The sequence below is a fragment of the Collinsella sp. AM10-26 genome (assembly GCF_003472525.1).
GTDB lineage: Bacteria > Actinomycetota > Coriobacteriia > Coriobacteriales > Coriobacteriaceae > Collinsella.
In genome coordinates this window covers 88475-115164 of record NZ_QRMC01000008.1, presented here as the reverse complement: position 1 = coordinate 115164, position 26690 = coordinate 88475, and the positions used below count along the sequence as shown (strand labels likewise).

The 26690-nt window shown below is 60.0% G+C and carries 27 protein-coding genes; 4 read left to right on the top strand and 23 right to left on the bottom strand.

Going from position 1 to position 26690, the window contains the following annotated elements:
- Positions 1-132: 132 nt before the first annotated feature.
- The 3 genes from DW123_RS08395 to DW123_RS08385 all read right to left on the bottom strand — a co-directional run bounded on the left by DW123_RS08395 (position 133) and on the right by DW123_RS08385 (position 3019).
- Positions 133-1533 carry a phosphoglucomutase/phosphomannomutase family protein gene (locus DW123_RS08395; protein ID WP_117743864.1) on the bottom strand — a complete coding sequence of 467 codons (1401 nt, stop codon included), beginning with the start codon at positions 1531-1533 and terminating at the stop codon, positions 133-135.
- A gap of 159 nt (positions 1534-1692) precedes the next feature.
- Positions 1693-2586 carry a homocysteine S-methyltransferase family protein gene (locus DW123_RS08390; protein WP_118273526.1) on the bottom strand — a complete coding sequence of 298 codons (894 nt, stop codon included), beginning with the start codon at positions 2584-2586 and terminating at the stop codon, positions 1693-1695.
- Between the two features lie 10 nt (positions 2587-2596).
- Entirely contained in the window at positions 2597-3019 is a 423-nt protein-coding gene (locus tag DW123_RS08385; protein ID WP_040359600.1) for a metal-dependent transcriptional regulator, read from the bottom strand.
- 120 nt (positions 3020-3139) lie between these two features.
- On the opposite strand from DW123_RS08385, the gene pepT reads away from it, so the two are divergent.
- Complete coding sequence (pepT, locus tag DW123_RS08380; protein WP_117818412.1) at positions 3140-4387, top strand: peptidase T; 1248 nt, start codon at positions 3140-3142, stop codon at positions 4385-4387.
- A 251-nt stretch (positions 4388-4638) separates the two neighbouring features.
- Here the strand turns inward: pepT and DW123_RS08375 are convergent, their stop codons facing one another.
- From DW123_RS08375 to DW123_RS08295, 17 genes are all read right to left on the bottom strand, one after another.
- On the bottom strand, positions 4639-5871 hold the full coding sequence (locus DW123_RS08375; RefSeq protein ID WP_118273525.1) for an LCP family protein: 1233 nt from the start codon (positions 5869-5871) through the stop codon (positions 4639-4641).
- A gap of 12 nt (positions 5872-5883) precedes the next feature.
- Positions 5884-7167, bottom strand: a complete 1284-nt coding sequence (gene murA, locus DW123_RS08370) for a UDP-N-acetylglucosamine 1-carboxyvinyltransferase (RefSeq protein ID WP_117734918.1) — start codon at positions 7165-7167, stop codon at positions 5884-5886.
- A gap of 88 nt (positions 7168-7255) precedes the next feature.
- Entirely contained in the window at positions 7256-7648 is a 393-nt protein-coding gene (gene atpC, locus DW123_RS08365) for an ATP synthase F1 subunit epsilon (protein WP_006235718.1), read from the bottom strand.
- Between the two features lie 3 nt (positions 7649-7651).
- Positions 7652-9106: a F0F1 ATP synthase subunit beta gene (gene atpD / locus DW123_RS08360; protein ID WP_006235717.1), complete on the bottom strand. Its 1455-nt coding sequence runs from the start codon at positions 9104-9106 to the stop codon at positions 7652-7654.
- A complete protein-coding gene (gene atpG, locus DW123_RS08355; RefSeq protein WP_117743860.1) occupies positions 9106-10014 on the bottom strand; it encodes an ATP synthase F1 subunit gamma in 909 nt (302 codons plus the stop codon). The genes atpD and atpG overlap by 1 nt, the downstream gene beginning before the upstream one ends.
- 5 nt (positions 10015-10019) lie before the next feature.
- Entirely contained in the window at positions 10020-11618 is a 1599-nt protein-coding gene (atpA, locus tag DW123_RS08350; RefSeq protein WP_117734916.1) for a F0F1 ATP synthase subunit alpha, read from the bottom strand.
- Positions 11618-12094: a FoF1 ATP synthase subunit delta gene (locus DW123_RS08345; protein ID WP_006235713.1), complete on the bottom strand. Its 477-nt coding sequence runs from the start codon at positions 12092-12094 to the stop codon at positions 11618-11620. The genes atpA and DW123_RS08345 overlap by 1 nt, the downstream gene beginning before the upstream one ends.
- Positions 12084-12686 carry a F0F1 ATP synthase subunit B gene (atpF, locus tag DW123_RS08340; protein ID WP_117635548.1) on the bottom strand — a complete coding sequence of 201 codons (603 nt, stop codon included), beginning with the start codon at positions 12684-12686 and terminating at the stop codon, positions 12084-12086. Before atpF ends, DW123_RS08345 begins: the two co-directional genes overlap by 11 nt.
- A gap of 15 nt (positions 12687-12701) precedes the next feature.
- Positions 12702-12896 (bottom strand): ATP synthase subunit C, encoded by a 195-nt coding sequence (locus DW123_RS08335; protein WP_022094262.1) that lies wholly within the window; start codon positions 12894-12896, stop codon positions 12702-12704.
- Between the two features lie 124 nt (positions 12897-13020).
- Positions 13021-13824: a F0F1 ATP synthase subunit A gene (atpB, locus tag DW123_RS08330; protein WP_022094263.1), complete on the bottom strand. Its 804-nt coding sequence runs from the start codon at positions 13822-13824 to the stop codon at positions 13021-13023.
- A 3-nt stretch (positions 13825-13827) separates the two neighbouring features.
- Positions 13828-14139 (bottom strand): hypothetical protein, encoded by a 312-nt coding sequence (locus DW123_RS08325; protein ID WP_117734915.1) that lies wholly within the window; start codon positions 14137-14139, stop codon positions 13828-13830.
- Between the two features lie 281 nt (positions 14140-14420).
- Positions 14421-15068: a uracil phosphoribosyltransferase gene (gene upp / locus DW123_RS08320; RefSeq protein ID WP_118273524.1), complete on the bottom strand. Its 648-nt coding sequence runs from the start codon at positions 15066-15068 to the stop codon at positions 14421-14423.
- Between the two features lie 123 nt (positions 15069-15191).
- Complete coding sequence (gene glpK / locus DW123_RS08315; protein ID WP_117734913.1) at positions 15192-16733, bottom strand: glycerol kinase GlpK; 1542 nt, start codon at positions 16731-16733, stop codon at positions 15192-15194.
- A gap of 13 nt (positions 16734-16746) precedes the next feature.
- Complete coding sequence (locus DW123_RS08310; protein WP_117734912.1) at positions 16747-17490, bottom strand: L-threonylcarbamoyladenylate synthase; 744 nt, start codon at positions 17488-17490, stop codon at positions 16747-16749.
- A 134-nt stretch (positions 17491-17624) separates the two neighbouring features.
- Positions 17625-18116, bottom strand: coding sequence for a type II toxin-antitoxin system HicB family antitoxin (locus DW123_RS08305; protein ID WP_128620077.1), 492 nt, complete (start codon positions 18114-18116; stop codon positions 17625-17627).
- Positions 18083-18268 (bottom strand): type II toxin-antitoxin system HicA family toxin, encoded by a 186-nt coding sequence (locus DW123_RS09875; protein WP_118273523.1) that lies wholly within the window; start codon positions 18266-18268, stop codon positions 18083-18085. The genes DW123_RS08305 and DW123_RS09875 overlap by 34 nt, the downstream gene beginning before the upstream one ends.
- 68 nt (positions 18269-18336) lie before the next feature.
- A complete protein-coding gene (locus DW123_RS08295) occupies positions 18337-19587 on the bottom strand; it encodes a HemK/PrmC family methyltransferase (RefSeq protein WP_118273522.1) in 1251 nt (416 codons plus the stop codon).
- A gap of 36 nt (positions 19588-19623) precedes the next feature.
- Here DW123_RS08295 and DW123_RS09510 point away from each other — a divergent pair, with 36 nt between their 5' ends.
- Positions 19624-19887, top strand: coding sequence for a hypothetical protein (locus DW123_RS09510; RefSeq protein ID WP_147351610.1), 264 nt, complete (start codon positions 19624-19626; stop codon positions 19885-19887).
- Between the two features lie 494 nt (positions 19888-20381).
- Here the strand turns inward: DW123_RS09510 and prfA are convergent, their stop codons facing one another.
- From prfA to DW123_RS08280, 3 genes are all read right to left on the bottom strand, one after another.
- Entirely contained in the window at positions 20382-21449 is a 1068-nt protein-coding gene (gene prfA, locus DW123_RS08290; RefSeq protein WP_006235697.1) for a peptide chain release factor 1, read from the bottom strand.
- A gap of 299 nt (positions 21450-21748) precedes the next feature.
- A complete protein-coding gene (locus DW123_RS08285; protein WP_118273521.1) occupies positions 21749-22642 on the bottom strand; it encodes an aldose 1-epimerase family protein in 894 nt (297 codons plus the stop codon).
- Positions 22643-22755: 113 nt separating this feature from the next.
- A complete protein-coding gene (locus DW123_RS08280) occupies positions 22756-23625 on the bottom strand; it encodes a hypothetical protein (RefSeq protein ID WP_117734905.1) in 870 nt (289 codons plus the stop codon).
- A gap of 250 nt (positions 23626-23875) precedes the next feature.
- Between DW123_RS08280 and DW123_RS08275 the strand changes: the two genes are divergently transcribed.
- Both DW123_RS08275 and DW123_RS08270 read left to right on the top strand, forming a co-directional pair.
- Positions 23876-25114: an MFS transporter gene (locus DW123_RS08275; protein WP_233540175.1), complete on the top strand. Its 1239-nt coding sequence runs from the start codon at positions 23876-23878 to the stop codon at positions 25112-25114.
- 236 nt (positions 25115-25350) lie between these two features.
- Positions 25351-26676, top strand: a complete 1326-nt coding sequence (locus DW123_RS08270; RefSeq protein WP_117763852.1) for a 6-phospho-alpha-glucosidase — start codon at positions 25351-25353, stop codon at positions 26674-26676.
- Positions 26677-26690: the final 14 nt, after the last annotated feature.

Genomic DNA, 26690 nt, shown 5'->3' with positions numbered 1-26690 from the left:
GCCAGACCGGAGGGGCCCCGGGGGCGGGAATCTGGGCGTACACATTTCCTACATATCTTGTGATCCGACTAACGTTTGCCAGCCGTTACCTACCGCTCGCCGAGCATCTCTTTATATAAGGCAGTCTCATGGTTAAAGCGGATACGTCCCCCTAGCTAACGCACAGCCAGCATCGAGCAACTCATCACGTTCTTCCACCGAGAACCCCTCGGCGTAGACGCGCACCACTGGTTCGGTCCCGCTAGGACGGACCAGCAGCCACGTGTCATCCTTAAATGACAGACGCAAGCCGTCCATATGACTAACGTTTTGCGGCACCTTGCCACAAATCGACTTGGGGTTTACGCCCGGCAGCAGGGTTCGTAACGTTTCGGCATCTTCGGCCTCAAGGCGCAAATCGCGTCGACCGTAACTCGTCTTACCAAAACTGTCCTCGAGTTGGTCGACCAGAACGCCCAAAGGCGCGTCCGTCTTTGCCATAAGCTCACACAGAATCAGACAGGCGAGGATTCCATCGCGCTCGGGCATATGCGCGGCGATGCCGATACCACCGGCTTCTTCGCCGCCCATGAGGACGCCGCCCTTCTTCATCTCCGCCGCTATATATTTGAAACCGACTGGTTTGACGGTCACGCGGCAGCCAAGCGCCTCGGCAATGCGACGCACGAGCGTCGAGCATGAAAGATTGACGACGACGCGCCCCTCCAAATTACGAAATTGAACCAAGTCGCCCAAAACGAGCGCCATGATCTGATGCGGATGTATATATCTGCCGCGCTCGTCAACCGCGCCGATACGGTCGGCGTCGCCGTCGGTCACCAGGCCAGCGCAAGCTCCGTCCTCGATAACCGTGCGCTCGCAAGCGTCCACCCACGGTTCAACGGGGTCGGGGCAGATATCTTCTTGGTCAGACGCCTGCCCGGCGTGAATCTCGTGCACCTCAACGCCAAGCTCGCGCAGCAAGTCGGCTAGATAGCCCTGGGCCGCGCCGCCCATGGGATCGACAACCACGCGCAGGTGCGCGGCGCGGATGGCTTCGGCATCGACAAACGATGCCACCGCCTGCATATAGTCAGGAATGATATCCGCGGTGCGATATTGCCCCTCGATCCCCATTGGCTCGGGAGCCATGGTCTCTTCGAGCTCTTCGATGACATCCTGGTTGGCGGTTGAGCCGTCACCCATGCGAATCTTGAGGCACAGATAACCCTGCGGATGATGGGACCCCGTCACCATGAGCGCGCCGCACGCCTCACCGTCATAAGCCGCCGCCCACGTAAGGGCAGGGGTCGGAACAGGTCGCGAAGCGAGCACGGCGTCCAGCCCGTGCGCTGCTAGCACGCCCGCCGCAAGTTCAGCGAACTCGCTCGCCAGGGGCCGGGTGTCGAACCCTATATATACCGTTTTGCCCGGATTGGTCTTTTGCCACAACTCGCCGACGGCATCGGCGATACGGGCAACGTTATCGGCAGTGAAGTCCTCATCGACGCGAGCGCGCCAACCGTCAGTTCCAAAATGAATTATCGCGCACACGCGCAGACACCTCACAGTGTTTGGATCATGGTACGCATGGGGTATACCCGCAACATGCACTCGGCAACCTGCCGGCACCAGCATTCACCATTTGGGCAAATGCTGCCGAGGACATGCAAGCAATAAAAAAAACCGCCCCGTATGGAGCGGTTTTGCCCTTTATATATCGAGCGCCTCGGCCATCGCTGCCGTAGTGATTGCCGTGGTTCCACAGCAACTGCCCACCATTGCGGCACCGGCATGTCTCCATTCGATGCATGCGCGCGCGAAAGCTTCGGGGTTCTCGTGCCATACGGGGCCATCCTGAGTCTGGACCGGATCGCCCACGTTGGGACGCACCGTGACGGGAGTAGTCGCCGATGCAACCATCTTGGGCACCGCCGCGTTCGCGGCCGCAAGCGAACAGCAATTAACACCAACCGAGTTTGCGCCGTGTTTTTCGGCGTACAAAACGGCTGCCTCGATGTTGAGGCCATCGCCCAACAGGTCGCCTTTATCGTCAACGACAAAACTCACCAGGACAGGCATGTCGTCGGCGGCATCTCGGGCGCCGGCAAGCATGGGCTGCAAATTACGGATAGACGTCACCGTCTCGATCAGCAGACCATCAACACCAGCATTGAGTAAGGCGTGCGCCTGTTCGCGCGCAATGCCTCGGATCTCACGAAACTCGGCAGAGTCCTCGGCAAACCACTCAATACCGATCGGACCCATCGAGCCCAGCAGCAGCTGAGGGTGCGCCTGGCGGGCATCGTCGACGGCCCCGCGATTGACCTCCGCCACGGACGGCGCAATCTGGTCGTGCGTGAGGGCATAGCTTGATGCCTGAAAGGTATTGGTAATGAGTACCTGCGCGCCGGCGGCGACATACAAGCGATGGATACGAGAAACGGTCTGCGGCTCTGCCAGATTCCAAAACGCCGGTGGAATATCGGCGGCATCGTACTCACTCAACAGAACACTGCCCATGGGGCCCTGCGCCAACAAGGTCTCGCTCGACAAGCGGCGCGTAAGTTCCTCGGCACCAAAGCGGTTGTAATAACTCGTATCCATATATATCCCGCTATTCCTCGACGCTGATTCCCTGCTTTTCGAGATAGGCGAGCCAGCGGCTCATCGTGTCCTCGGATAGCGCATGCTCCATCATGCAGGCCTCGGAATCGGCTCGCTCAAATTCGACACCGAGCTCCTGAACCAAAAACGTGCGGATGAGGCGATGACGGTACCAGATAGCCGTGCCAACCTCGCGGCCGCGATCGGTCAGGATTACCTTGCCATAGTGCGATTGCTCGACAAGCTCGGATGCCTTGAGCGCCGAAACCGCTTTATTGACCGATGCCTTGGAGACGCCAAGGCGCTGCGCGATGTCGACCGATCGCACGCCGTTGGTTTCCCCCTCTTCGCTTTCAATGCGAACCATGCACTCCAAGTAGTCTTCGTTCGCCACCGTCAGATGTAGTTCGCGCGAGCTATTTGTCGTATCCATGATCTTCCGTCCCTTCTGCATTCAATGGCTGATTCTACCCCATCCAAGCGTCGCGGTATGCCGTGGCATACCGTGCTAGAGTTCTTGTTGCACACGACGACCAAGATTGGAGCGGTCTTTATGGAAAACACCACCACGAACCCCGATGTCCTCGAGCGCTTTTTGCGCTACGTCCAGATCAACACGCAGTCCGAGGATGCAAACTGCGACCAGGTACCCTCGAGCGCCGTTCAGTTTGACCTTGCCAACGTGCTGGCTGAAGAGCTGCGCGAGCTTGGTGCGGAAGATGCCCACGTGACCGAGCACGCCTATGTCTGCGCGCATATCCCCGCAAGTGCGGGCGCTGAGGACAAGCCCGCCCTGGGCCTGATCGCCCATCTCGACACCACCGAAGTTGCACCGGGCGCCGGCGTGAAGCCACACATCGTACACTACGAAGGCGGCGACCTGGTCTGCGGCACGGTTGACGGTAAGCCCGTTGCCATGAGTACTGCCAAGCTTCCCGCCCTGAACGACCTCGCGGGTGAGGACCTGGTCTGCAGCGATGGCACCACGCTGCTGGGCGCGGACGACAAGGCAGGCGTCGCCGAGATCATGTCGCTTGTCGCGCGTATCGCTCAGGACCCCTCTCTGCCCCATCCCGCACTCGGCATTTGCTTCTGCCCTGACGAGGAGATCGGTCACGGAGCCGAGCTGTTGGATATCGATACCTTTGGCTGCAAGTACGCCTACACGGTCGACGGCGGCCCCATCGGCGAGCTGGAGTGGGAGTGCTTTAACGCCGCCGAGGCGACCGTCCGCTTTGAGGGCCAGTCCATCCACCCGGGCGACGCCAAGGGCCGTATGGTCAACGCAGGCAATCTGTTCTGCGACTTCAACGCGTTGCTCCCCTACGTGCAGCGCCCGGAGTATACGGAAGGCTACGAGGGCTTTTATCACCTTGAGGGTGTATCTGCGACCGTCGATCACGCCACAGCGCGCTATATCGTCCGCGACCATGACGCCGCCAAGTTCCAGCAGAAACTCGACCTTATTGATGCCGCCGCCTCGATGCTCAACCAGCGTCTGGGTGAGGAGCGCGTGACGGTCGAGATTAAGCAGCAGTATCGAAATATGGCCGAGATCGTTCGTGACTATCCCGAGCTTATTGATGTTGCCAAGGAAGCCTACCTTGCCTGCGGCGTTGAGCCCCAAGTGCTGCCGATTCGTGGCGGCACCGACGGCGCTCAGCTGTCGTTCCGCGGTCTGCCCTGCCCCAACCTTTCCACCGGCGGCTATTGCTACCACGGCGTCAACGAGTTTGTCCCGGTCAGTTCGCTCGTCAAGATGACCGACGTGCTCCAGGAGCTCGTCGCCCGTTTCGCATAAGCCTGGCTGCACAGGTCCAAAAGACGAACCGCCCCGTCCTCTACAGAGAACGGGGCGGTTTTTGATACAAGGGGAGTAGTCAACATCGCAGGTTGAGCCAACGTCAGCGAGCGACGTCCAAGGCGAACAAGTTGGCATGAAAAAGGCAGGGCATTGACCTTCTGGTCATGCCCTGCCTTTTGAATGACAAATTGTCGCCTTGGGCGGCGCGCAGCGTCGAGCCGTTACGGCGTTTGGTAAAACGCCGTAACTTAGTAGTTGGCTTCGTAGCCGTTGCCGTCGCCGGTGGGCTCTTCGTAGTAGTCCGAATCGCTCGAATCGCTTGAGTCATCGGAATCGTCAGAGCTGACCGATGAGGTTGCGGTACCGTTTGCGTAATCGTCAGACGTGTTGTTGTTCAGGTCGCCGATCGTAGAGCTGGAACCGTCGGAAAGGCCCATGGTGTTGGGACCCTTGGGATCCTTGCCGGCATCGACGCGCTCCATCATTTCCTTGAGCTCGTCCTCGTAGACAAAGACGTAGCTCACACCGTCGATCATGGTGCTGTCGTCGGCGTACGAGGGCAGGTTGGCCGAGTAGATACCGTCGACATCCATACCGCGCATGGCGTTGACCGTAGCCACGATATCCTGAACGCTCATATCGGTTACGAGCATATCGGACAGCGAATTAACCAGGCCAAAAATCTTCGTGGCATCGAAGTTATTGAGAATCTGGTTGGCAAGGGCGCCAAGCACCTGACGCTGGTGGCGCATGCGCGTGTAATCGCCGTCGGCATAGATGTAGCGGCAGCGGGCATAGGTAAGGGCGGTAGCTCCGTCCATATGCTGCTGACCAGCGGTAATCTTAATATCCAGGTGCTCGGGGTCGTCAACATCATCGGTTGCGTTAATGTCGATACCGCCAACCGAATCAATCAGCGCCTGCATACCGTCGAAGCTGACCTCGGCATAGTGGGAAATCTGAACACCGCACAGCTCGTTGACCGCCTCGACCATGGCTTCGGCGCCGCCAACGGTATGGCAGGCGTTGATCTTCATGGTCTCGCCCTTGTACACGACCCTGGTATCGCGCGGAACGGAAATGAGCGTCGCCTGCTTTTGCGTGGGGTCGATGCGTGCCAAGATAATCGAGTCGGCACGATACGTATCCTCGCCCGGACGGCCGTCGGTGCCAAGAAGCAGCACGTAGAACGGATCCTTTGCCTCATCGGTGTCAACCAGAACCCGACGCAGATTGTCGGTAATGACATTAGAATCGCCGAGCTTGCCCATAATGGTGGCAAACCACAGGCCGGCAGCGGTAGTGGCACTCAGCAGCACGCCAAGCACGACAATGAGCGCGACGTGACGAATCGTGTGGCTACGACGGCGCTGGCGGGCGCGCTCGGAATAGCGAGCGACGTTGTCGCGGCTGTAGATCTTGGCCTGCGCACCAGTCGAGGGTCTTCGGGTGTTATCCGCCAGGGGCTTCTTGTTAAACATAGGCAACCTGCATTAGTAGATGACGGGATCGGGGACAGTGGCATGTTCGACATGCGCGCCAAGCGCCTGCAGCTTTTCGACAAACTGCTCGTAGCCACGTTTGATGTGATGGATGGCAGAGACCTCGGTAACGCCGTCGGCGATAAGACCGGCAACCACAAGCGCCGCGCCGCCACGAAGGTCGGGCGAGGTGACCTGTGCACCCGAGAAGCCCTTGACGCCATGAATCATGGCATGATGGCTCTCGATACGAATGTCGGCACCCATGCGCACCAGCTCAGAGGCAAACATAAAGCGATTCTCGAAGATGTTCTCGGTAATAACGGAACTGCCATCGGCGAGGGCGGAGAGCACCATAATTTGTGCCTGCATGTCGGTCGGGAAGCCGGGGAACGGAAGCGTCTGGATGTCGACCGGCTTGATGCGCTCGGCGCGATTCACGTGAACGCCGTCGTCGGTACGCTCGCAATCGATGCCCATGAGCTCCATCTTCTTGAGCACCATGCCCAGATGGATGGGGCAAAAACCCGTGACGTCGACACCGCGATCGTCAGCCATCAGCGCACCGGCGACGATAAAGGTACCGGCCTCGATGCGGTCGCCCACCACGCGATGGGTAACGGGATGGAGCTCTTCCACGCCCTCGATGGTCACGACAGGCGTACCGGCGCCGACAATCTTGGCGCCCATTTCGTTGAGCATGTTGGCGAGATCGACGATCTCGGGCTCGCGGGCGGCATTGTCGATAACCGTGGTGCCCTGTGCGCGCACAGAGGCCATGATGAGGTTCTCGGTCGCACCGACACTGGCAAACTCGAGCGTGACGGTGGTGCCGCGCAGGCCCTGAGGCGCGCTGGCGTTGATGTAGCCGTGGGCGGTATCAAACTCTACGCCCAGGGCCTCAAGACCCAGAATGTGCATATCGATCTTGCGAGCACCCAGGTTGCAGCCGCCCGGCATGGCGATCTTGGCGCGATGGAAGCGACCCAGCAGGGGTCCCATGACGGCGGTGGAAGCACGCATCTTGGCAACGAGCTCGTAGGGGGCCTCCCAAGAATCGGCCTGAGAGGTATCGATCTCGAGCGTGTGCTCGTCGAGAACATCGATCGTAGCGCCCATGCCCTTGAGCACCTTGCCCATCACGTGGACATCGGAAATATCGGGCACGTTCTGCAGCGTCGTCTTGCCCGGCGCCAGAAGCGTTGCCGCCATGAGTTTGAGCGCGGAGTTCTTGGCACCCGAAACGGGCACGGAGCCTCCGATGGCATGGCCACCCTCAACGCGGATAATATCCAAGGTCTACCCTTTCAAAAAGCATGCCCGGGGTGGCTGGGCCATCCCGGGCATGATGTGTTCGCAAATGGTCGAACGTTAAATCGTTTGACTATTGGGCAAGCTTGAGCTTACACCATGCGATTTCATTATAGAGGTAGGCGCGGCGTGCATCATCCTCCGACAAATTACCCAGCTTCTCTTCAAAACCTTGAATATCAGCTTTAAGCTTGTCGGCATCGACGGTCGCCAGATCGCAAGCGCGCTCGGCGAGAACGGTCACGACATCGTCCGCAACCTGGGCATAGCCGCCGGCCACGGCAAACGTGTGGTCGACAGTGCCCATGGCCTTATCGGAAACGCGAACGTAACCGCGGTCGATCGTGCAGATCTCGCTGGAGTGAGCAGGCAGAACGCCAAACTCGCCATCCGTGGACGGAATCGACACAAACGCAGCATCGCCCTCATAGGCGCAGCTCACGGGGCACACGATGCGGATACGCATAACCTACTTCTCCCCCATCTTGCGGGCGCGCTCGCGCACGTCCTCAATCGTGGAAGCATAGCGGAAAGCCTGCTCGGGCAGGTCATCGGCCTTGCCGTCGACAATCTCGGCAAAGGAGCGGACGGTATCCTCGACGCGGACGTAGACACCGGGATTGCCGGTGAACTTCTCGGCGACGTGGAAGGACTGCGAGAGGAACTGCTGAATCTTACGAGCGCGGTTGACCGTAAGGCGCTGCTCCTCGGACAGCTCGTCCATACCCAGAATGGCGATGATGTCCTGAAGGTCGGAGTACTCCTGCAGGAGCTCCTGGACCTTGACGGCGACACGGTAGTGCTCCTCGCCGACAATCGAGGGATCGAGAGCGTCGGAGGAAGACGCGAGCGGGTCGATAGCCGGGAACAGGCCGAGCGACGAAATGCTACGCGAAAGAACCGTGGTGGCGTCGAGGTGCGTAAACGTCGTGGCAGGCGCCGGGTCGGTCAGGTCGTCTGCGGGGACGTAGACAGCCTGGACGGAGGTAATTGAGCCCGTCTTGGTCGAGGTAATGCGCTCCTGGAGGTCGCCCATCTCGGTTGCCAGCGTGGGCTGGTAACCAACGGCGGACGGCATACGGCCCAGCAGTGCGGAAACCTCGGAACCTGCCTGGGAGAAGCGGAAGATGTTGTCGATGAACAGTAGAACGTCCTGGCCACGATCACGGAAATACTCAGCGGTGGTAAGGCCGGCCAGACCGATGCGCAGACGCGCTCCGGGCGGCTCGTTCATCTGACCATAGACCAAGCAGGTCTTGTCGATAACGCCAGACTCGCTCATCTCGAGGAACAGGTCGGTGCCCTCGCGGGTACGCTCGCCGACGCCGGTGAACACCGAGGTGCCGCCGTGCTCCTGGGCGAGGTTGTTGATGAGCTCCTGAATCAGAACGGTCTTGCCGACGCCGGCGCCGCCAAACAGGCCCGTCTTGCCGCCACGGATGTAGGGCTCAAGCAGGTCGACGGCCTTGATGCCGGTCTCGAAGATCTCGGTCTTGGTGGTGAGCTCGTCAAAGCGGGGCGCTGCATGGTGGATGGGGTAGAACTCCTCCACCTCGGGCATGGGCTTGCCGTCGACGGGCTTGCCCATGACGTTCCAAATGCGGCCGAGCGTCTTGGGACCAACGGGCATCTTCATGGGCTCACCGGTATCGGTGGCGATGAGGCCGCGCTGCAGGCCGTCGGTCGAGGACATGGCGACCGTGCGGACGACGCCGCCCGGAAGCTGACTCTCGACCTCGAGGATCGTGCTCAGATGACCGATCGGGGTCTCGGCCTCGACCGTGAGCGCGTTGTAGATCGGGGGCACCGCGCCGTCAAACTTGACGTCGACGACAGGGCCGATGATACGCACGATGCGACCATCACCGGCAGTCGTCTTCTTGGTGGCTTCCTCGACCGCAAGCTTTACGGTGTTATTAGCCATTACTGTTCCTCCAATGCTGAGGCTCCGCCGACGATCTCGTTAATCTCGGTCGTGATCGAAGCCTGGCGCACGCGACTATACGTGCGGGTAAGGGTCGAGATGATCGCGGTGGCGTTTTCCGTCGCGGAGTGCATGGCCTTGCGGCGTGCACCCTGCTCGGCAGCCGCCGAATCGATCAGGGCCTGGTAGATGACCGTCAGGATATACGACGGTACAAGCTTGCCGAGAACATGCTCGGGAGAGGGCACGAACTCGAACGTGGACGAGATGCGCTTAGGGGCGTCGGTCTCGTTCTTACGCGGACCGTGGGCCATAGCGATCATCTCGGGGTCGAGCGGCAACAGATGCTCGACGCGAAGCTCCTGATCCACGCGGTTCTTTGCGTGGTGGTAGACAAGCTCGACACGGTCAAGCTCACCGGCACGATACGCATCGCAGATATGAGAGGAGATCATGCGGGCCTGATTGAAATCGGGCTCAGAGGAGTTGCCCTCAAAGTGCATGATGACGTTTGCGCGGTCGCGAAAATACGTGGCCGGCTTGCGCCCGCACGCGATGATCTCGCACTCGATGCCGTCGTTCGCCCAAGAAGCGGCGAGCTTTTCGGCCGTACGCTCCACTGTCGTATTGAAACCGCCGGCAAGGCCGCGGTCCGAGGCAATGACGACAATCAGGCCATGCTTGACGCTCTCATGCTTCTGCAGCATGGGATCGGTGCCCGAACAGGAGGCGTCGCCGGCGACCGTCAACATGACGTCGGTCAGCGCCTCCTTATAGGGCTCGGCCTGCTTGGAGCGATCGAGGGCACGACGGATCTTGGCCGTAGAGACCATCTCCATCGTGCGCGTGATCTGCTTGGTCGTGGTAACCGAGGAGATTCGCTTCTTAATGTCGCGAAGGTTGGCCATAGGGCTTAGTTCTCCTCTGATCCAGAAACATCCGAATGGTGCTTGGCCATGAACTGCTGCTTAAAGTCGCCGATGACGCGCAAGAGCTCAGCCTTGGTGTCATCATCGATCTTCTTGGCGCGAACCTTGTCGAGCAGTAAGCCAAAGCCATTGTCCATGTACTCGATGAGCTCGGCACGGAAAGGCAGCACGTCGGCGATCTCCAGGTCGTCCAGGAAGCCCTCGTTGCCAGCGAACAGCGCAACGATCTGCTCGCCAACCTCAAATGGTTTATAACGCGGCTGCTTCAGGAGCTCGGTCATGCGGGCACCATGGGTCAGCTGCTTCTGAGTAGCCTCGTCAAGGTCGGAGCCGAACTGCGTAAAGCCGGCGAGCTCCTGATACGAAGCGAGGTCCAGACGGAGGTTGCCGGCGACCTGCTTCATGGCCTTGGTCTGCGCGTCGCCACCAACGCGGGACACGGAAATGCCCACGTCGACTGCCGGGCGCTGACCCTGGAAGAAGAGCTCGGACTGCAGGTAGATCTGACCATCGGTAATGGAAATGACGTTGGTCGGAATGTAGGCCGAGACATCGCCGTCCTGGGTCTCGATGATCGGCAGGGCCGTCATGGAGCCGTAACCGTTCTTCTTGGACATCTTGACGGCACGCTCGAGCAGACGAGAGTGCAGGTAGAAGATGTCGCCAGGATAGGCCTCGCGTCCGGGCGGACGATGCAGCGTCAGCGACATCTGACGGTAGGCCACAGCCTGCTTGGACAGGTCGTCGTAGATGACGAGCACGTGACCGCCGGGGTTGGTCTCGTTGGCGGGCTTACCATCCTCGCCGTTGTACATAAAGAATTCGCCGATAGCGGCACCGGCCATAGGCGCGATGTACTGCATAGGGGCGGAATCGGCAGCGGTGGCCGAAACGATGATGGTGTAGTCGAGCGCACCGTGCTGAGCGAGGGTCTCGCGGATGTTGGCAACCGTGGAGGCCTTCTGGCCGATGGCGACATAGATGCAGACCATGCCCTTGCCGCTCTGATTGAGGATAGCGTCGATGGCAATGGCGGTCTTACCGGTCTTTCGGTCGCCGATGATGAGCTCACGCTGACCACGGCCGATAGGCACCATGGAGTCGATAGCCAACAGGCCGGTCTGAACCGGCTCGCACACCGGGGTACGGTCGATGACACCGGGGGCCTTGAACTCGATGGGACGACGGTGCGTGGCGACGATGTCACCCAGGCCGTCGATAGGCTGGCCGAGCGGATTGACGACGCGGCCAAGCATAGCACGGCTCACAGGGATATCCATAATGCGGCCAGTGGTGCGGCACTCGTCGCCTTCCTTGATGGAGTCGACGGCACCAAACAGAACGGCGCCGACCTCGTCACGGTCAAGGTTTTGGGCAAGGCCGAAGACGGTCTCACCGGTATCGGAGCTCTTGAACTCCAGAAGCTCGCCTGCCATGGCGCTCTTGAGGCCGGAGACGCGCGCGATGCCGTCGCCTACCTCGTCGACCGTTGAAACCTCATGCGTATCGACCGTCGCGGAGAGGCTCGTGAGCTGCTCCTGCAGTTTCTTGGCGATATCCTGGGCATTGAGGGTTTCGGACATTAGGCTTCACCTCCGTACGAATTAGCAGAGTTTGCGAGGGTCTCCTGCGCGATGCGCAGCTGCGTCTTGACGGAAATGTCACGACGCTCGCCGCGGGCCTCGAGCACCAGGCCGCCCACGATAGACGGGTCGACCTGCTCGATAAGGAATACCTTGCGGCCGAAGTCCTGCTCGCATTTCTTAGTGATGGTTTGACGCAGCTCGTCGTCGAGCGGGATCGCCGTGGTGACGGTCACGCCCACTACATCCTCGTCTTCCTCGGCAACATACTTAAAGGCAGCTGCCACCTTGGGAAGAAGGTCGAGCTGGTCGCGCTTGGACATGGTGTCGAGCACGGCGATGATCTCGGGGCTGGCAGAAGCCAAGCGCTCGATCATCTCGAGGTCCTCGAACACATGGTTCTCGGCCTTGGCGGCTTCCAGAAGGGAGCGCGCATAGGTCTCGAGCACCTTGTCCTGATAGCGGCTAGTCGGCATTCAGGCTACCTGCTTCCTGGATGTAGCGCTCGATGAGCTTCTTCTGCTCGGCCTCGTCCTCGAGTGCCTCGCCCACGATCTTGGTGGCGACGGCAACGGACAGGTCGGCGATGGAGCTCGCGGCACCGGCGTAAATGGACTTGCGCTCGTCCTCGACAGTCGTATGGGCCTTGGCGATGATCTCCTCTGCCTCCTTGTGAGCAGCCTCGATGATACGGGCGCGCTCGGACTCGGCGTCCTTACGGGCCTCGAGAACGATGTCGGCAGCCTGACGACGGGCGTCGGTGACGATCGAGTCGGACTCAGCACGCTTGGCGATAGCCTCCTGCTTGGTCTTCTCGGCCTCGTCGAGGCTCTCCTCGATCTTCTTGCCGCGCTCCTCCATGGTTTTCATGATGCCCGGCAGGGCGACCTTGGCCAGCACGATCCAGATAATCAGGAAGGCGATAAGCGCCGGGATGAACTCCGCCATCTTAGGGATGAGGATGTCCGCACCGGCAGCGCCGTCCTCGGCGAACGCGGAAACCGGCATGAGCAGCGCGGCCGCGGACGCGGAGAGTGCGATCGCGCTCTTCTGGGATGAAAGATTCATACTTGACGCTCCGTGCTATTTAACGATCAGCGCGACAACGAAGCCGATCAGAGCCAGAGCCTCGCCGAAGGCGGAGCCCATGATGAAGACGGTGAACACGCGGCCCTGGACCTCAGGCTGACGGGCCATAGCACCCGTAGCACCCAGAGCAGACAGGCCGATAGCAAGACCAGCGCCGATAACACCGAGACCGTAACCGATAACTCCCACGATTCCTCCTTTGTCGTGCGTGTCTTATTTCACGCAGGATAACCTTTTTATAACTGCCGGGCTCCATGGGTACGGGCACCGGCGGTTTAACGAATTGCCTTACCTTTAAGACGCGAACGGAAGACTACTCCTCCTCCGCGACCTCCTCTGCCTCAGAGACATACACGGCGGTAAGGACCGTGAAGACGTAAGCCTGGATGGCGCCGACCACAAGCTCGATCGCATAGATCAGGATGAGGATAGCAAGCCAGGCCAGCGAAGGCAGGGCACCGACGGCGTGGGCCGCGGAAACCTGCTGAAGCAGCGGCTGCATGAACATGCTCGCCATGATGGCGAACGAGCCCATGACCACGTGTCCTGCGAACATGTTGCAGAACAGACGGACGGCGAGTGTGATGAGGCGCAGGAAGGTCGAGAAAAGCTCGACGACCCACACAAGCACGTTCATCGGGAAGCTCACGCCCTGCGGGGCGAGGCTCTTGATGTAGCCGATCACGCCGTGAGCCTTGCATCCGTAGTAGATGAAGTACACGAAGGCGAAGATGGCGAGCGCGGCGGTGGAGCCGATTGCGCCGGTGCCGGGCTTCATTCCCGGGATCAGGCCGATCATGTTATTGATCAGGATGAACAGGAAAAGCGAGCACAGGAACGGGAAGTGCTTCTTCCAGTTCTCACCCACGACGCCCTTGCCGATATCGTTCTCGACGTACTCGATGATGTACTCGAAACCGTTGACGAAGAAGCCCTTGGGAACCAGGGTCTGCTTCTTCTTGAACACGGCTAGGACGATCAGGAGCACGATCGTGGAGACGATCAGCCAAAACGAGTACTGCGTGATGCCGCAGCTCAGATCGCCCACGACGGGGGTGGAGCTGAACTCGCTAACCAGATGATTAATCTCATCAGGCAGCTTTTCAAAAATTTCCACGACTTACCTTTCGACCTCATGAGGATCTCGCAGCGCCTTGGCGACGCGAACCGTGCAGGCGGCCATAAAGGCCACGAAGCCGATCGCCTCGCCCAGGAGGAACATGCGAAATGCCTCTCCGAACAACACAAACACAACCAAGGTAAAGACGAGCAGGGCGATTGCCGAGACCGCCAGACTCACCATGCCCTTGAGCATGTCCGCATTCTGCTTATCGTCAAGAACCGGCTTGAGCGTAAAAACAAAGGGAAGAAAGGCGACCGCGCCCGCGATGACGCCTGCAACGATAGCGAGCAGATCGGCTATCTGAAACACTGGCGTCCTCACTTTCCTTCTTTAACGCTTCCCAGAACAGTTCCCGCCAAACATTGGTGACTATTTTACGAGCCAATCGCTAAAGTACAACCGAAAAAGCATCGGTTAATACTCACCTGTTCGTTTTCTTAAGACCTTCTTTATGTCGCAGGTAGGTAATACGTTTTTCTCGAACCCCTCTGGGCTAAACGTCCGTTAACAGGAGCGCGCGTGGACGTCTTTTGCTCGCCCGCGCGCACCATTTCTTCGTATTTGTGACCGTAGCCGACAAGGCCCGACGACTAGAGCGTGCCGTAGATGCGGTCGCCGGCGTCGCCCAGGCCGGGAACGATGTAGGCTGCCTCGTTGAGATGATCGTCGATGGCGCACGTATAAATATGTACGCCGGAGTCCTTTTCGGTCAGCGACTTGAGACCCTCGGGCGCGGCGACGATGCACAGCATGCGGATGTCCTTGACACCGCGCTCGCGCAGGTAGCTGATGGCCATCTCGGCCGAACCGCCCGTGGCGAGCATGGGGTCGACGACCAGGCAGATGCGCTGGTCGATATCCTTGGGCATCTTGCAGTAATACTCGTGCGGCTCGTGGGTAACCTCGTCGCGCTCCATGCCGATGTGGCCCACGCGAGCGGAGGGCACCAGGTCGAGGATGCCGTCGACCATGCCAAGGCCCGCACGCAGGATGGGCACGATGGCGAGTTTCTTGCCGGCGAGTTGTTTGAACGTGGCGGTAGTGATGGGGGTCTCGACCTCGACGTCTTCCATAGGCAGGTCGCGCATGGCCTCGTAGCCGTCAAAAAGCGCGAGTTCGCGCACGAGCTGGCGGAACTGGTTGGTGCCGGTGTTTTTGTCGCGCAGGATCGACAGCTTGTGCTGGACGAGCGGGTGATCGACAAGCGTCACACGGGACGCGTCGTAGGTGACGGTCATGGGTTGATTGCCCCTTTCGTTGCGGCCGCAAAACGGCCTTGCTGACAAGGCGCGCAGCAATGTTGCCGCCGAACGCCAAGCATTAGTTTAGCGGTTTATTGTATCGAGCAGCCCATCGCAGCCCTACTGTGCGGTACTGAGCGAGCGCTTGACTGCATCACGCCAGCCCGCAAGGTTTTGCTCGCGGCGCTCGGCAGACATGTGGGGAAGGAAGGTCCTAACGATCTGGGCATTTTGCTCCAGCTCTTCTAGGTCTTCCCAATAGCCGACGGCAAGACCCGCCAAGTACGCGGCACCGATTGCCGTGGTCTCCACCGTCTCGCATTGCAGCACGGGGATATCCAGCAGGTCGGCCTGGAATTGCATGATGAACTCGTTGCGCGAGGCACCGCCATCGACAGACAGGCGCTCGATCGAAAGCCCCACGTCCTGCTCCATGGCGCGCAGCACGTCGTAGCTCTGATATGCCATGGATTCGCAGGCGGCACGTACGATGGTCGCACGGCTCGAGGCGCCGGTCAGACCGCACACGATACCGCGAGCATGCGGGTCCCACCAGGGAGCACCCAAACCCGCAAAGGCGGGAACGAAGTAGCAGCCCTCGTTGTCGTTAATCGAAGCGGCGAGTTGTGCCGACTCGCTCGCGCTCGAGATGATGCCCATGTTGTTGCGAAGCCAGTTCATGGTGGAGCCGGCAGCGAAGATGGAGCCCTCGAGTGCATAGCTGATCTTCCCGTTCGCAGCGATACCGATGGTGGAGACCAGGCCGTTCTTGGATTCGACGATCTCGTCGCCGGTGTTCATGAGCATAAAGCAACCCGTGCCATAGGTGTTTTTGGTCTGGCCGGGACGGAAACAGCAGTGACCGAACAGCGACGCCTGCTGGTCGCCCGCCACGCCCATGATGGGCGGCGTGTTGGTCATGATGTCGCTCGCGACGCGGCCGTAGTCGCCCGAGCTCCAGCGAACCTCGGGCATCATGGAACGTGGAACGTCAAAGAGCGCCAGCAGGTCGTCGTCCCAATCGAGCGTATGGATATTAAAGAGCGCCGTGCGGCTGGCATTGGTGTAGTCGGTGGCAAAGACCTGGCCGCCGGTGAGGTTGTAGATGAGCCAGGTGTCGATGGTGCCAAACATGAGGTCGCCCGCCGCCGCGCTCTCGCGTGCGCCGTCGACGTTGTCGAGAATCCACTGCACCTTGGAGGCCGAGAAATACGGGTCGAGCGTGAGTCCCGTGCGGGAGCGCACCAACTCCTCGCAACCCTGTTCAACCAACGCGTCGATTGCCGGCGCGGTACGGCGGCACTGCCATACGATGGCGTTATAGATCGGCTGACCGCTCACGCGGTCCCAGACCACCGTGGTCTCGCGCTGGTTGGAGATGCCGATGGCGGCAATGCGGTCGGAGTGGATACCGCTCTTAAACTGGACTTCCATCATGACGGCGATTTGACTGGCGAGGACCGCCATGGGGTCTTGCTCTACCCAACCGGGACGCGGAAAACTGGTTTTGACGCTGCGACGCGCCTGCGCGACGATGCATCCGTACTCGTCGACGATGGTCGCAAGTACCGAGGTGGTGCCGCAGTCGAGCGCCATGATGTAGGAACCGCCAAAGTTAAACGAGGCATCTTCCATGCCCAGGCTGCCCAGATTCAACGACATCGCTTACACCTTTCTATTGCATCGGGTCGGACAGGACCCGTTCGATCTCTGATGCGGGAAGTGCGCCTTGGCGCAGGATCTGGAGCCCGCCGTGCTGGAACGACACGATGGTCGAGACGTCGCGACACGGGGTCTCACCGGCGTCGACGGCAACATCGACCCCCTCCAGGATGCGACCCTCGACGGCGGCAAAGCTTGCCGGCGAGGGCGCGCCGTGCGTATTGGCGCTCGTGCAGGCAAGGGGACTGCCGCAGGCGCGGATGAGCGCCTGGACCACGGGAGAGGCCGAAGCGCGCAGGGCCACGGTGTCGTCGGCAGCGCGCATAAAGGTCGGCACGCAGGGGGCTGCCTTAATCACGATAGTCAGGGCTCCCGGCCAGCATCGTCGCGCGAGTACGCGGGCATCTTCCGGGATATCCACGCCATAGCGGTCGAGCGCTTCGACGCCATCGACCAGCCAAGCGACGGTTTGCGTGAGTTCACGTTGCTTGAGAGTGAAGATGCGGCGGTAGCCGGTACCGAGCGCAGGGACCGCGGCGCCATTGACGGTGGCTTGCGGGTCGCATGACCACGACGGGAACTCGCTTGTATCTTGGGGGACGGCATCGGAGAAGGCTTTAACTGCCACGGCGACACCGTAGACGGTCTCGGTCGGGATCAAAGCCAGGCCGCCGCGGCCGAGCACCTCGGCCGTGCGCTCGACGGCAAGCCGATGCGGCTCGCGCGTTCCCTCGTATACCCGATAGACCGTCTGCATGTGTATGCCAGCCCCTTACGCTCTGGTGCAAGTTTGTTTACTGTGGGGCATTCTCGCACGAAACGTTCAACCTATTTGCCCAGAGCGCATGTTGGTTTGGTGAGCGGCTCTAGTAGTCGGTGAAAGTGAGGGGGTTATTGGACTGCGACGAACTTCTTTGGCCTGCCGGCGTGGCGTTCTTGGGCGGCGTAGCGCTCGATGCTGTCTATCGTTATCATCCGACGGCCGTCGACGAGTTCAACATCGAGCTTTCCGGCTTTGACCAGCGCGGTAATCCGCGGAGCGGAGACTTTGAGGTCCAGCGCTGCGTCTTTAAATGTTCGGCACGCCGCTTCCCGAGCGTCCTCGTGGTCGATTTCGACTGAAAGGGCCACGACCTCGGCCGAGCGTTCGTACCCTGCCGGAGTCAAACCGTTGTTGAGGTCGTCGGCCAAAAACGCCATCAGTGCCTCGGTGGCATGGGCAATCGCTTCTTCGCGCGTATCGCCATCGGCAAAGGCGCCGGGAATCTGCGGGAAGCTGGCGCAGTAACCGTCGTCTTCTTTTATGAGAACGCAGTCATAGGTAAATCGCTGCCTCATTTTGCCTCCAACTACCATCCAGCTTGGCGACGAATACTTGCCCACGTGCCCTTCTTTGGTCGATCGCCACCAGAGCCGTTCACGGTGACAACACGGTCACCAGAAACATACTTAGCATCACTACCGACTTGCGCGACCTTCACGAATCCATCGTGCTTGAGTAGGGCAATGATTTCCCGAAAGGTAGGAGGTTGCATGGGCCGACCTCTGTCAGCCGTCCTAATTATAAACTACTTTATAATTTTTGCTAACCAGTTAATAAATATTACTGGCGCTGTTTGGGCTCGGTGACGATGGCCCGAACGATGCGGGGGCGATCGGTGAGATCGCGGACGACGCGCACATCCGAAAGGCCCGCCTGGCGGCAGAGTTCGGCGGCGGCGTCGAGGGCACCCTCGTAGAGCTCGCAGGCAAAGAGTCCGCCGGCACGCAGCATATAGGGTGCCGCATTGAGCAGGCGGCGGAAAATGTCCAGGCCATCGGCACCGCCCTCGAGCGCTAAATCGGGCTCGAAGTCCTTGACCTCGTGCGGCAGCGAGCGCATAACGTCGGTCGGGATGTAAGGCGGGTTGGAGACGAGCACGTCGAAGGTGCCCCACTCGTCGTGGGGAATGGAGCTCACCAGGTTGGTGAGGCTGAAGGCAACCTCATCTGCCGTGAGGCCGAGCGCGTCGCGGTTTTTGGTGGCCAGATCAATGGCACGCGGCTCGATATCGGTAGCGGTGCAGGTAACGTGGCCGCGGCGCTCCCAAGCAAGGGAGAGCGAGATGCAGCCCGTGCCGCAGCCGACCTCGAGAACGCGAGCAGTGCGGGGCTCGGCTGGGGCAGGCGCAGCGGCATCCAGAGCTGAAGCCGTCTCCTGGTCGGCACCCTCGATGGCGATGCCGTATTCGTCGAGCTCGGGCTCAGCAGCTTCCGCAGTCTCGGCTTCCGCTGCCTGCGCGGCGGCTTCCTCGGCCTCGCGGTCGGCCAGTTCCTCGGCATAGGCACGGCTACCCAGCACGTCGCTGCCTAGCGCCGCCTCATCGGCAGCCGTCAGGTTAGCGGCACGGCGCTCGGCGGTCGCGCGTTCGTCTGCCAGCGCGGCCTCGGCTTTGCGGGCCTGCTCGACCTCATCGTTCCAAGGCAGCTCAACACGCTGACGGGCAGCAGCCTCGGGGCTCAGCACCTCGGCATCCAGATAATTGAGAACTTCCTCGACGAGCATCTCGGTCTCGGGGCGCGGAATGAGCACACCGGGGGCGCACGCGACGTCGATCATGCGAAACTGCGTGCTGCCCGTGATGTATTGCAGCGGCTCGCCCTTAGCGCGGCGGACAACGGCCGCGTGCATGGTCTCGAGCTGGGCCGCGTTAAGCGTCTCGTCCATGCGCATATATAAGTCGATGCGTGCCAAACCCGTGGCAGCGCACAGCAGCCACTCAGCAGAAAGACGGGGGTGCTCCTCGCCACGCTCGGCTAGGTACTCCTTGGTCCACTCAAGACAACGCTTGATGGTCCAGATCTCGTTTGCCATGGGGCCCTCCCCTCTTAAGCGCCGGGCGGCGCGCGAATGTCGGAGCAGATTGTAAGCGAGGCAAGCGTTTGGCAAGGGACGATTGAAGGCGATTATCGAGAATCAGCCCAGATTTTTACTTGGAACCTGCCCGAAGTGTTCATTCGTCGACGTCTAAATCTGCATCCGTCAAGTTTTTGGCAAGGTTGCCCCAAAACTGACCAATATCTAACCAAGAACTTGCCAAATCACTTGACGCGCGACGCATCAAAAAATGCACTGCAGCTTCTTGGACGATTTTTTGAGCAATATTTTCAATAACAGATGAACGCCGCAATTTCTTTGAGCAGGTAGCTGGCTTAATGGCCATCAAAGCCGATTGAATAACATCTCAAAGCACTGTGCCCAACCCAGTCATTGGGGACGTTCTTAAACGACTAGCTATCGGGGACAGTCTTCGCAGCCAACCGCGAAGGATCGTCCCCATCTGCCGGCCTTTAGGGACAGTCCCCAACTGCCGGCACAAAAGGAGCGTCCCCAACTGCCAGGTGCCGCAAGAATGTCCCTTTTGACTAGTCATTTAAGAACGTCCCCAATGACTACCCTGGAAACCCCGCAGGTTGAGCATACCGCATCCGGAGCAAGGCAACGCTGCAGGTAGAGGACGGACAGCGAGCGACGTCCAGGGCGAACAAGTTGGCATGAAAAAGGCAAGGCATAGACCTTCTGGTCATGCCTTGCCTTTTGAATGACAAATTGTCGCCCTGGGCGGCGCGCAGCGTCGGCTGGTCCGCCGTTCGGTAGAACGGCGGAACCTACACAGCTTGTGCCAGCTTCTCGGCTCGCTCGGCGGCGGCGAGCGCCTCGATGACGGTGCCGAGCTGATCGCCCAGAAGGACGCCGTTGTAGGTGGAGTTGAAACCGATGCGGTGATCGGTCACGCGGTCCTGGGGCTGGTTGTAGGTACGGATCTTCTCGGAACGGTTGCCGTGGCCGATCTGGCTCTGGCGCTCGGCACCGAGCTCTGCCTGCTGCTTCTCGAGCTCCATCTCGTACAGACGGGCACGCAGCATCTGCATGCAGACCTCGCGGTTCTGGATCTGGGAACGCTGCTCCTGCGACTGCACCACGGTGTTGGTGGGCAGGTGGGTGATGCGCACGGCGGAGTAAGTAGTGTTAACGCACTGACCGCCAGGGCCGGAGGCGCAGTAGGTGTCGATGCGCAGGTCGGACTGGTTGATCTGAACGTCGATCTCCTCGGCCTCGGGAAGCACGGCGACGGTCGCCGTGGAGGTCTGGATACGGCCCTGGGACTCGGTCTTGGGAACGCGCTGGACGCGGTGCACGCCGGACTCGAACTTCATGACGGAGTAGACGCGGTCGCCCTCGACCTTGAACTCAATGGACTTAAAGCCGCCGGCCTCGCTGGGACTAGAGTCGAGCACGGTGGTCTTCCAGCCGCGCGACTCGCAGAAGCGCTGGTACATCTTGTACAGGTCGCCGGCGAAGATGGCGGCCTCGTCGCCACCGGCGGCGGAGCGGATCTCGACGATAGTGTTCTTGTCGTCGTTGGGGTCACTCGGGATGAGCATGTACTTGATGTCTTCCTCGAGCTGGGGAAGCTTCTCCTCGTTCTCGGAGATGTCCATCTGGAGCATCTCCTTCTCGTCCGCGTCGGTCGTGTCGCGGAGCATTTCCTTGGCAGCCTCGATGTCATCGAGCGCACCGATGTACTCGCGCGAGGCGGCGATGAGGTCGGACTGGTGCGCATACTCCTTGTTGAGACGCGTGAACTCCTTAATATCGGAGGCGACGGCCGGGTCGGAGAGTTTCTTCTCGAGCTCCTCGTAGGCCTTGATAATCTTTTCGAGCTTGTCGCGCATGGCGGGACTCCTTTATATGCGTGAAGGTGAAAATCGGCAGAATTGATGGGGCGCGGGGCGCCGCTGCGGGGGTAAGCCCGGCTAGAACATGTCGATCTTCAGATACATGCGCATCCCTTCGCGTATGGGGTACATAGTTGCGGTCTAACCCATACATGATAGCGTGCGCAGGCAAACCTGCATATAACCCGCACGGAATGAGCGGACGAAGCCGTTGGACGTTCCTTAACGACTAGTCGTTTAAGAACGTCCAACGGCTACTATCGAAACGCGACAAAGGGACCGTCGCTTTACCGTGCCTAGAGCAGGGTAACGCTAAAGGTGCGCTTGTCCGTCTCGCCGGGGGCCAGGGTGATGGTGTTGACCTTGTGCTCAAAGACGTCGTCCTCGGTGTCCATGGTGGTGTGACCGGTCCAAGGCTCAAGCGCCACAAACGGGGCGTCGTTGGCGGCAGACCACACGCCGATGTACTTAAAGCCCTCAAAGTCGATCTTGACGCCGTGACCCGACTTGCAACCGCGCAGCGTGAGCGTGGAGCCCGGGGTATCGGTGAACATGATTGCGTCGTTATCGAAGCTGCGGTGCGTGATGGGCAGCACGTCCGAGTTATCGGGGGCCTTGTAGCTGCCCTCGAACGTCATAAGGCCATCGGGCGTGATGACGGGGGCCTCGTTAGTCCAGGCCTCGGTAAACGCCAGCTCGTAATCCTCGAACGCCTCGTCCTCGGCACCGGGGGCGGGCACGTTAAATGCGGGGTGGCCGCCCACCGAGAACGGCAGGTCCATGTCGCCGGTGTTGGTGACGGCAAAGGTCTGCGTGAGGGTGGCGTCGCCGGTCAGGGCATAGGTCATGTTGAGCTTAAAGTGGAACGGGAACGCCTTGAGCGACTCGGGCGTGTCGGTAATCTCGTAGGTGACAGACGAGCCATCCTCAGAGACCTCGACCAGCTTGTGCTCGACAATGCGCGCGAGTCCGTGGCGCGGCATCTCGCAGGTGCCGGCCGCAGACGTTGCCGTGTTGTTGCGCAGCGAGCCCACAATGGGGAACAGGATGGGCGCATGCTTGCCCCAAAAGGCGGGGTCGCCCTGCCACAGATACTCGTTGCCGTCGAGAGCAAGGCTCGTGAGCTGGGCTCCCATGGAATCGATGGCCGCGGTGAGGCCGCCGCGCTTGATGGTAGTGACGGTGGACATGCTACTTCCTCCAAAAATAAACAATAGTGTCGAGGGCTATTGTCCCACTCTTGGCGGCGGGACGGGACGGCAGGCGATTATTGAGTAGCCATAGCGGAATGAGCGGCAAACGCCTACTGGGTATCCACGTAAAGGTCGAACCCGCCCTGCGGCGTGGTGTCGACCGTATCGGGCGCCTGCGAGTTAAAGCTCACGGGAACCATGCGCTTTGAGGCGCGGAAACGCGTACCGTCGGTGGCGACGGGCGGCTCATCGACCGTGAGCTCGTAGTCACCAGGCTTGAGCTCGATACCGTCACCTTCGGAATTGACGTATTGGTACTCGTCGACCGCTTGCCCCTTGAGCGTGCGACCCACAATATGGACGAGCATCTGGCTGTCGCCGCGCGCAGTGTCCCACGTCGCGCCGTCCTTGACCTCGACCGACACATGTACCGAGCGCGTGCGGCCGAGCGATTGCTCGACAGACATCTCGACCTTGGCGGCGTCTCTTCGCTGTTGTTCAACATGGCTCCAAACGCTACCAATTACCGAGCATGCGATAACGCCGGCCATAAAGGCGATAAGGATGGGGCCGAGCGGCGAGCGACGTCCCGCATCTTCCTCGTGAGACAGATTGGGGCGACGTGTGGGCGCGAGCGCCTGGGCACCCTGCGAGGGCACGTCGAGAATGCTGAAGGATGCCGTGCTGTCGGGGTCGATGGTGTGGCGCGGCTGCGGGGTCTTTGCCGGCGAGATCGACATGTCGGCTGGCTCGCCGAGCGTGGCCGTAGCATCGGCTTTGGCCTCGTCTGCCTCGGCCTGGGCCCAAGCTTGTTCGAAGGTCAGGGGATCGACAGGGCCGAGGGCGGCGTCCGAGTCGGCGGCGACGTCGTTGCCAGTCTCGTCCTCGTCGATCGACACGTCACGCGGCGCAGGCTCGTCCCACCCCTCGTCCGGAGCCTCACCCTCGCTGTACCACCATTCAAAGTTATCGATATCCATACGGGGCGCCCCTTAGGCCTCGCAAATAAACACTTGCTAGTTTTATACCCCCAGACGGCACGGCGGCTCGCCGGCACAGATAGGAAAACCATCACAACATTCGACGCTTTTCCTCGTTTTCGAGCTTTTCATCGAATGTTGTGACGGTTTGGGCGGCAGCCACGCCGCGAATGTGACAAAGGGACTGTCCCTTTGTCACATTCTGTTAGAGTTGCAGGGATTGAATCCCGCTTATTCATGCGACATTGGAGTGACAACCTTGATCGCCGCAACCACGCCTAAAAGCAAGTCAACCGCCGCCGCGCTCTCCCCTGCGCGCACCAAGCTCTGTCTGGCGTTACTCGTGTTGTTAGGCTTTTCGCTCGGCTGTTCCGAGTTCGTGGTCATCGGCATCGAAAGCGACTTGGCAACGGAACTCGGCGTATCGCTTGCCACCGCAGGCCAACTTATTAGCGTGTTCGCGCTCGTCTACGCTATCGCCACACCGGTGCTCGCGCTCAGCACGGGACGCTTCCGGCGCTACCAGCTGCTCGTGTGCTACAGCATCGTCTTTGTGCTCGGCAACCTGGTCATGGCGTTGGCGCCCAACTTCCAGGTGCTGTTTATCTCGCGCATTGTCCTGGGCTCCGTCTCGGGCGCGCTGCTCGCCGTGGGCGTAACGTACATCCCCGAGCTGCTGTCTCCGCAGCAAACTTCACTTGCCATCTCGGTGGTATATGGTGCGTTTTCCGTGGCAATGGTCTTTGTCACTTCGATCGGCAAGTTTGTGGCCGACACGCTCGATTGGCACGTGGCCATGTACGGCACGCTGACCTTTGCCGTTTTGATCTGCGGAGCGCTTGTGGCGTTTATGCCGCGCTCCGGTCAGACCGATGAGCCCGCCACCTTCCGCGAGCAGGCGGGGCTGCTACGCGAGCCGAGCATCATCACCGGCATGCTCATCTTTTTGTTTGGCGTGGGGTCGGTCTACGTTTTCTACGGCTATGTGACGCCTTATCTTGAGCAGGTGCTGGGCATGGGCACGGTCGAAGCCAGTACCACGCTTATGGCCTACGGCGTGTTCTGCCTGATCTCGAACATCCTGGGCGGATGGATCGACGCGCGTTTTGGCATGAAGGCACTGCTGGTTACGTTCGCGCTGCAGGCGGCGGCATTGTTTGGGCTGTTTGCCGCGGGCGCTGCCATGCCGCTCGCACTTGTCTTTGTCTTTAGTCTGGCAATGCTCATGTACCTGTTCTCGGTGTCGTGCATCACACACTTTATGGACGTGGCACGCAGCCGCCATCCCAAGTCGATGGTACTTGCAAGTTCGGTTGAGCCCATGGCGTTTAACGTCGGCATCTCGTTTGGCACCGCGGTAGGCGGCGCCGTTGTGAGCAGCGCTGGCATTGCGTACGTGGGTGCCGTGGGCGCCGCGTTCTCGCTTGTGGCCTGGGCGCTTACGCTGGTGACGATTAAGTTGGCTCGCTGGGAGCGTCGTCGCGGGTAGCGCAATTGCAGCCAAAAGCCGCAGCACCGCCCACCATCTTTTGACCGCCTGGCGTTCGCTCCCGCAGCCATGCAACACGTCGCCCAAGTCAGCATCTTTCCCGGCGCTATTTAACCACGCAAAACGCATCCTGTTAAGATTACCGCTATCGTTTTTCGCAATCTGAAAATCGGTAGAATCGCAGGTAAAGCTTTCGTAGTCTGAAGTGGTCAATCCACACGAAAGGGGTTTACCACATGGACAAGAAAGCAGTTGTAATCGCCGGGGCCGGCAGCACCCACACTCCCGGCATCATCCAGAGCCTATTGCAGAAGAAAAACGAATTGCCGCTGCGCAAACTCGCCCTGTACGACATCGACGAGAAGCGCATGCATCTCGTCTACGACATCATGAAGCAGTTCATCGAGCAGGAAGCTCCTGACATTGAAGTTGTCGTGACGACCGATCCCGAAAAGGCATTCACCGATGTCGACTTCGTCTTCGCACAAATCCGCCAGGGTGGCCTTCAGATGCGTCGCCAGGACGAGCGCATCCCTCTCAAGTACGGTTGTGTAGGACAGGAAACCTGCGGCGCCGGCGGTTCGATCTCCTATGGCATCAGGTCCATCCCCGGCGTCTTCGACCTCGTACGCTACGCCAAGAAATACAGTCCAGACGCCTGGATCCTCAACTATTCCAACCCCGCCGCAGTTGTCGCCGAGGCCACACGTCGCGAGTTTAACAACGACCATATCCTTAACATCTGCGATATGCCCACGGCTATCTTGCTCTCGTACTCTAAGATGCTCGGACTTCCCAGCTGGCGCGATATCGACCCCATGTATTTTGGACTCAATCACTTTGGCTGGTTTACCAAAATCTACGACAAGCAGGGACGCGATCGTCTGCCGGAGCTTCGTCAGATGATTCTCGAGCACGGCATGGCCGTGAGCGACAAGCATCACAAGGACAAGGACTGGATGCACACCTGGGGTCAATACGTCAAGATTGTGAAGGACTATCCCGAGTATCTGCCCAACAGCTACCTGCAGTACTACCTGTACTCCAAAGACATGGCAGATGACATGGACCCCAACTGGACGCGCGCCGACAACGTCATCAACGGACGCGAGAAGGAGATGTTTGCCGAGCACGACAAGTACCTGGCAGATCCCGCCAATTACAAGAGCCCTGTACAGAGCTTCACGGTCTTTGGCGACTTTATCGTCGACGCAGCCGCCTCTATCGCCTACAACAAGTGCGAACGTTATCTCGTAATCGTCGAGAATAACGGTGCCATCCCCAATCTGCCCGACGACGCCATGGTCGAGGTCCCCGCCTACCTGCGCTCTTGGGGCCCCGAACCCATCAGCCAGCCTGCTATCCCCACCTTCTACAAGGGGCTTATCGAAGAGCAGAATGCCAGTGAAAAGCTCGCCGTCGACGCATATTACGAGCATTCCTACCAGAAGGCGCTCGAAGCCATTGCAATCAACAAGACCGTCCCTTCGACTACCGTCGCGCGCCAAATCCTCGACGACCTGATCGAAGCGAACGGCGATTATTGGCCGACCCTGTCCTAACTCCCCGCGCATCG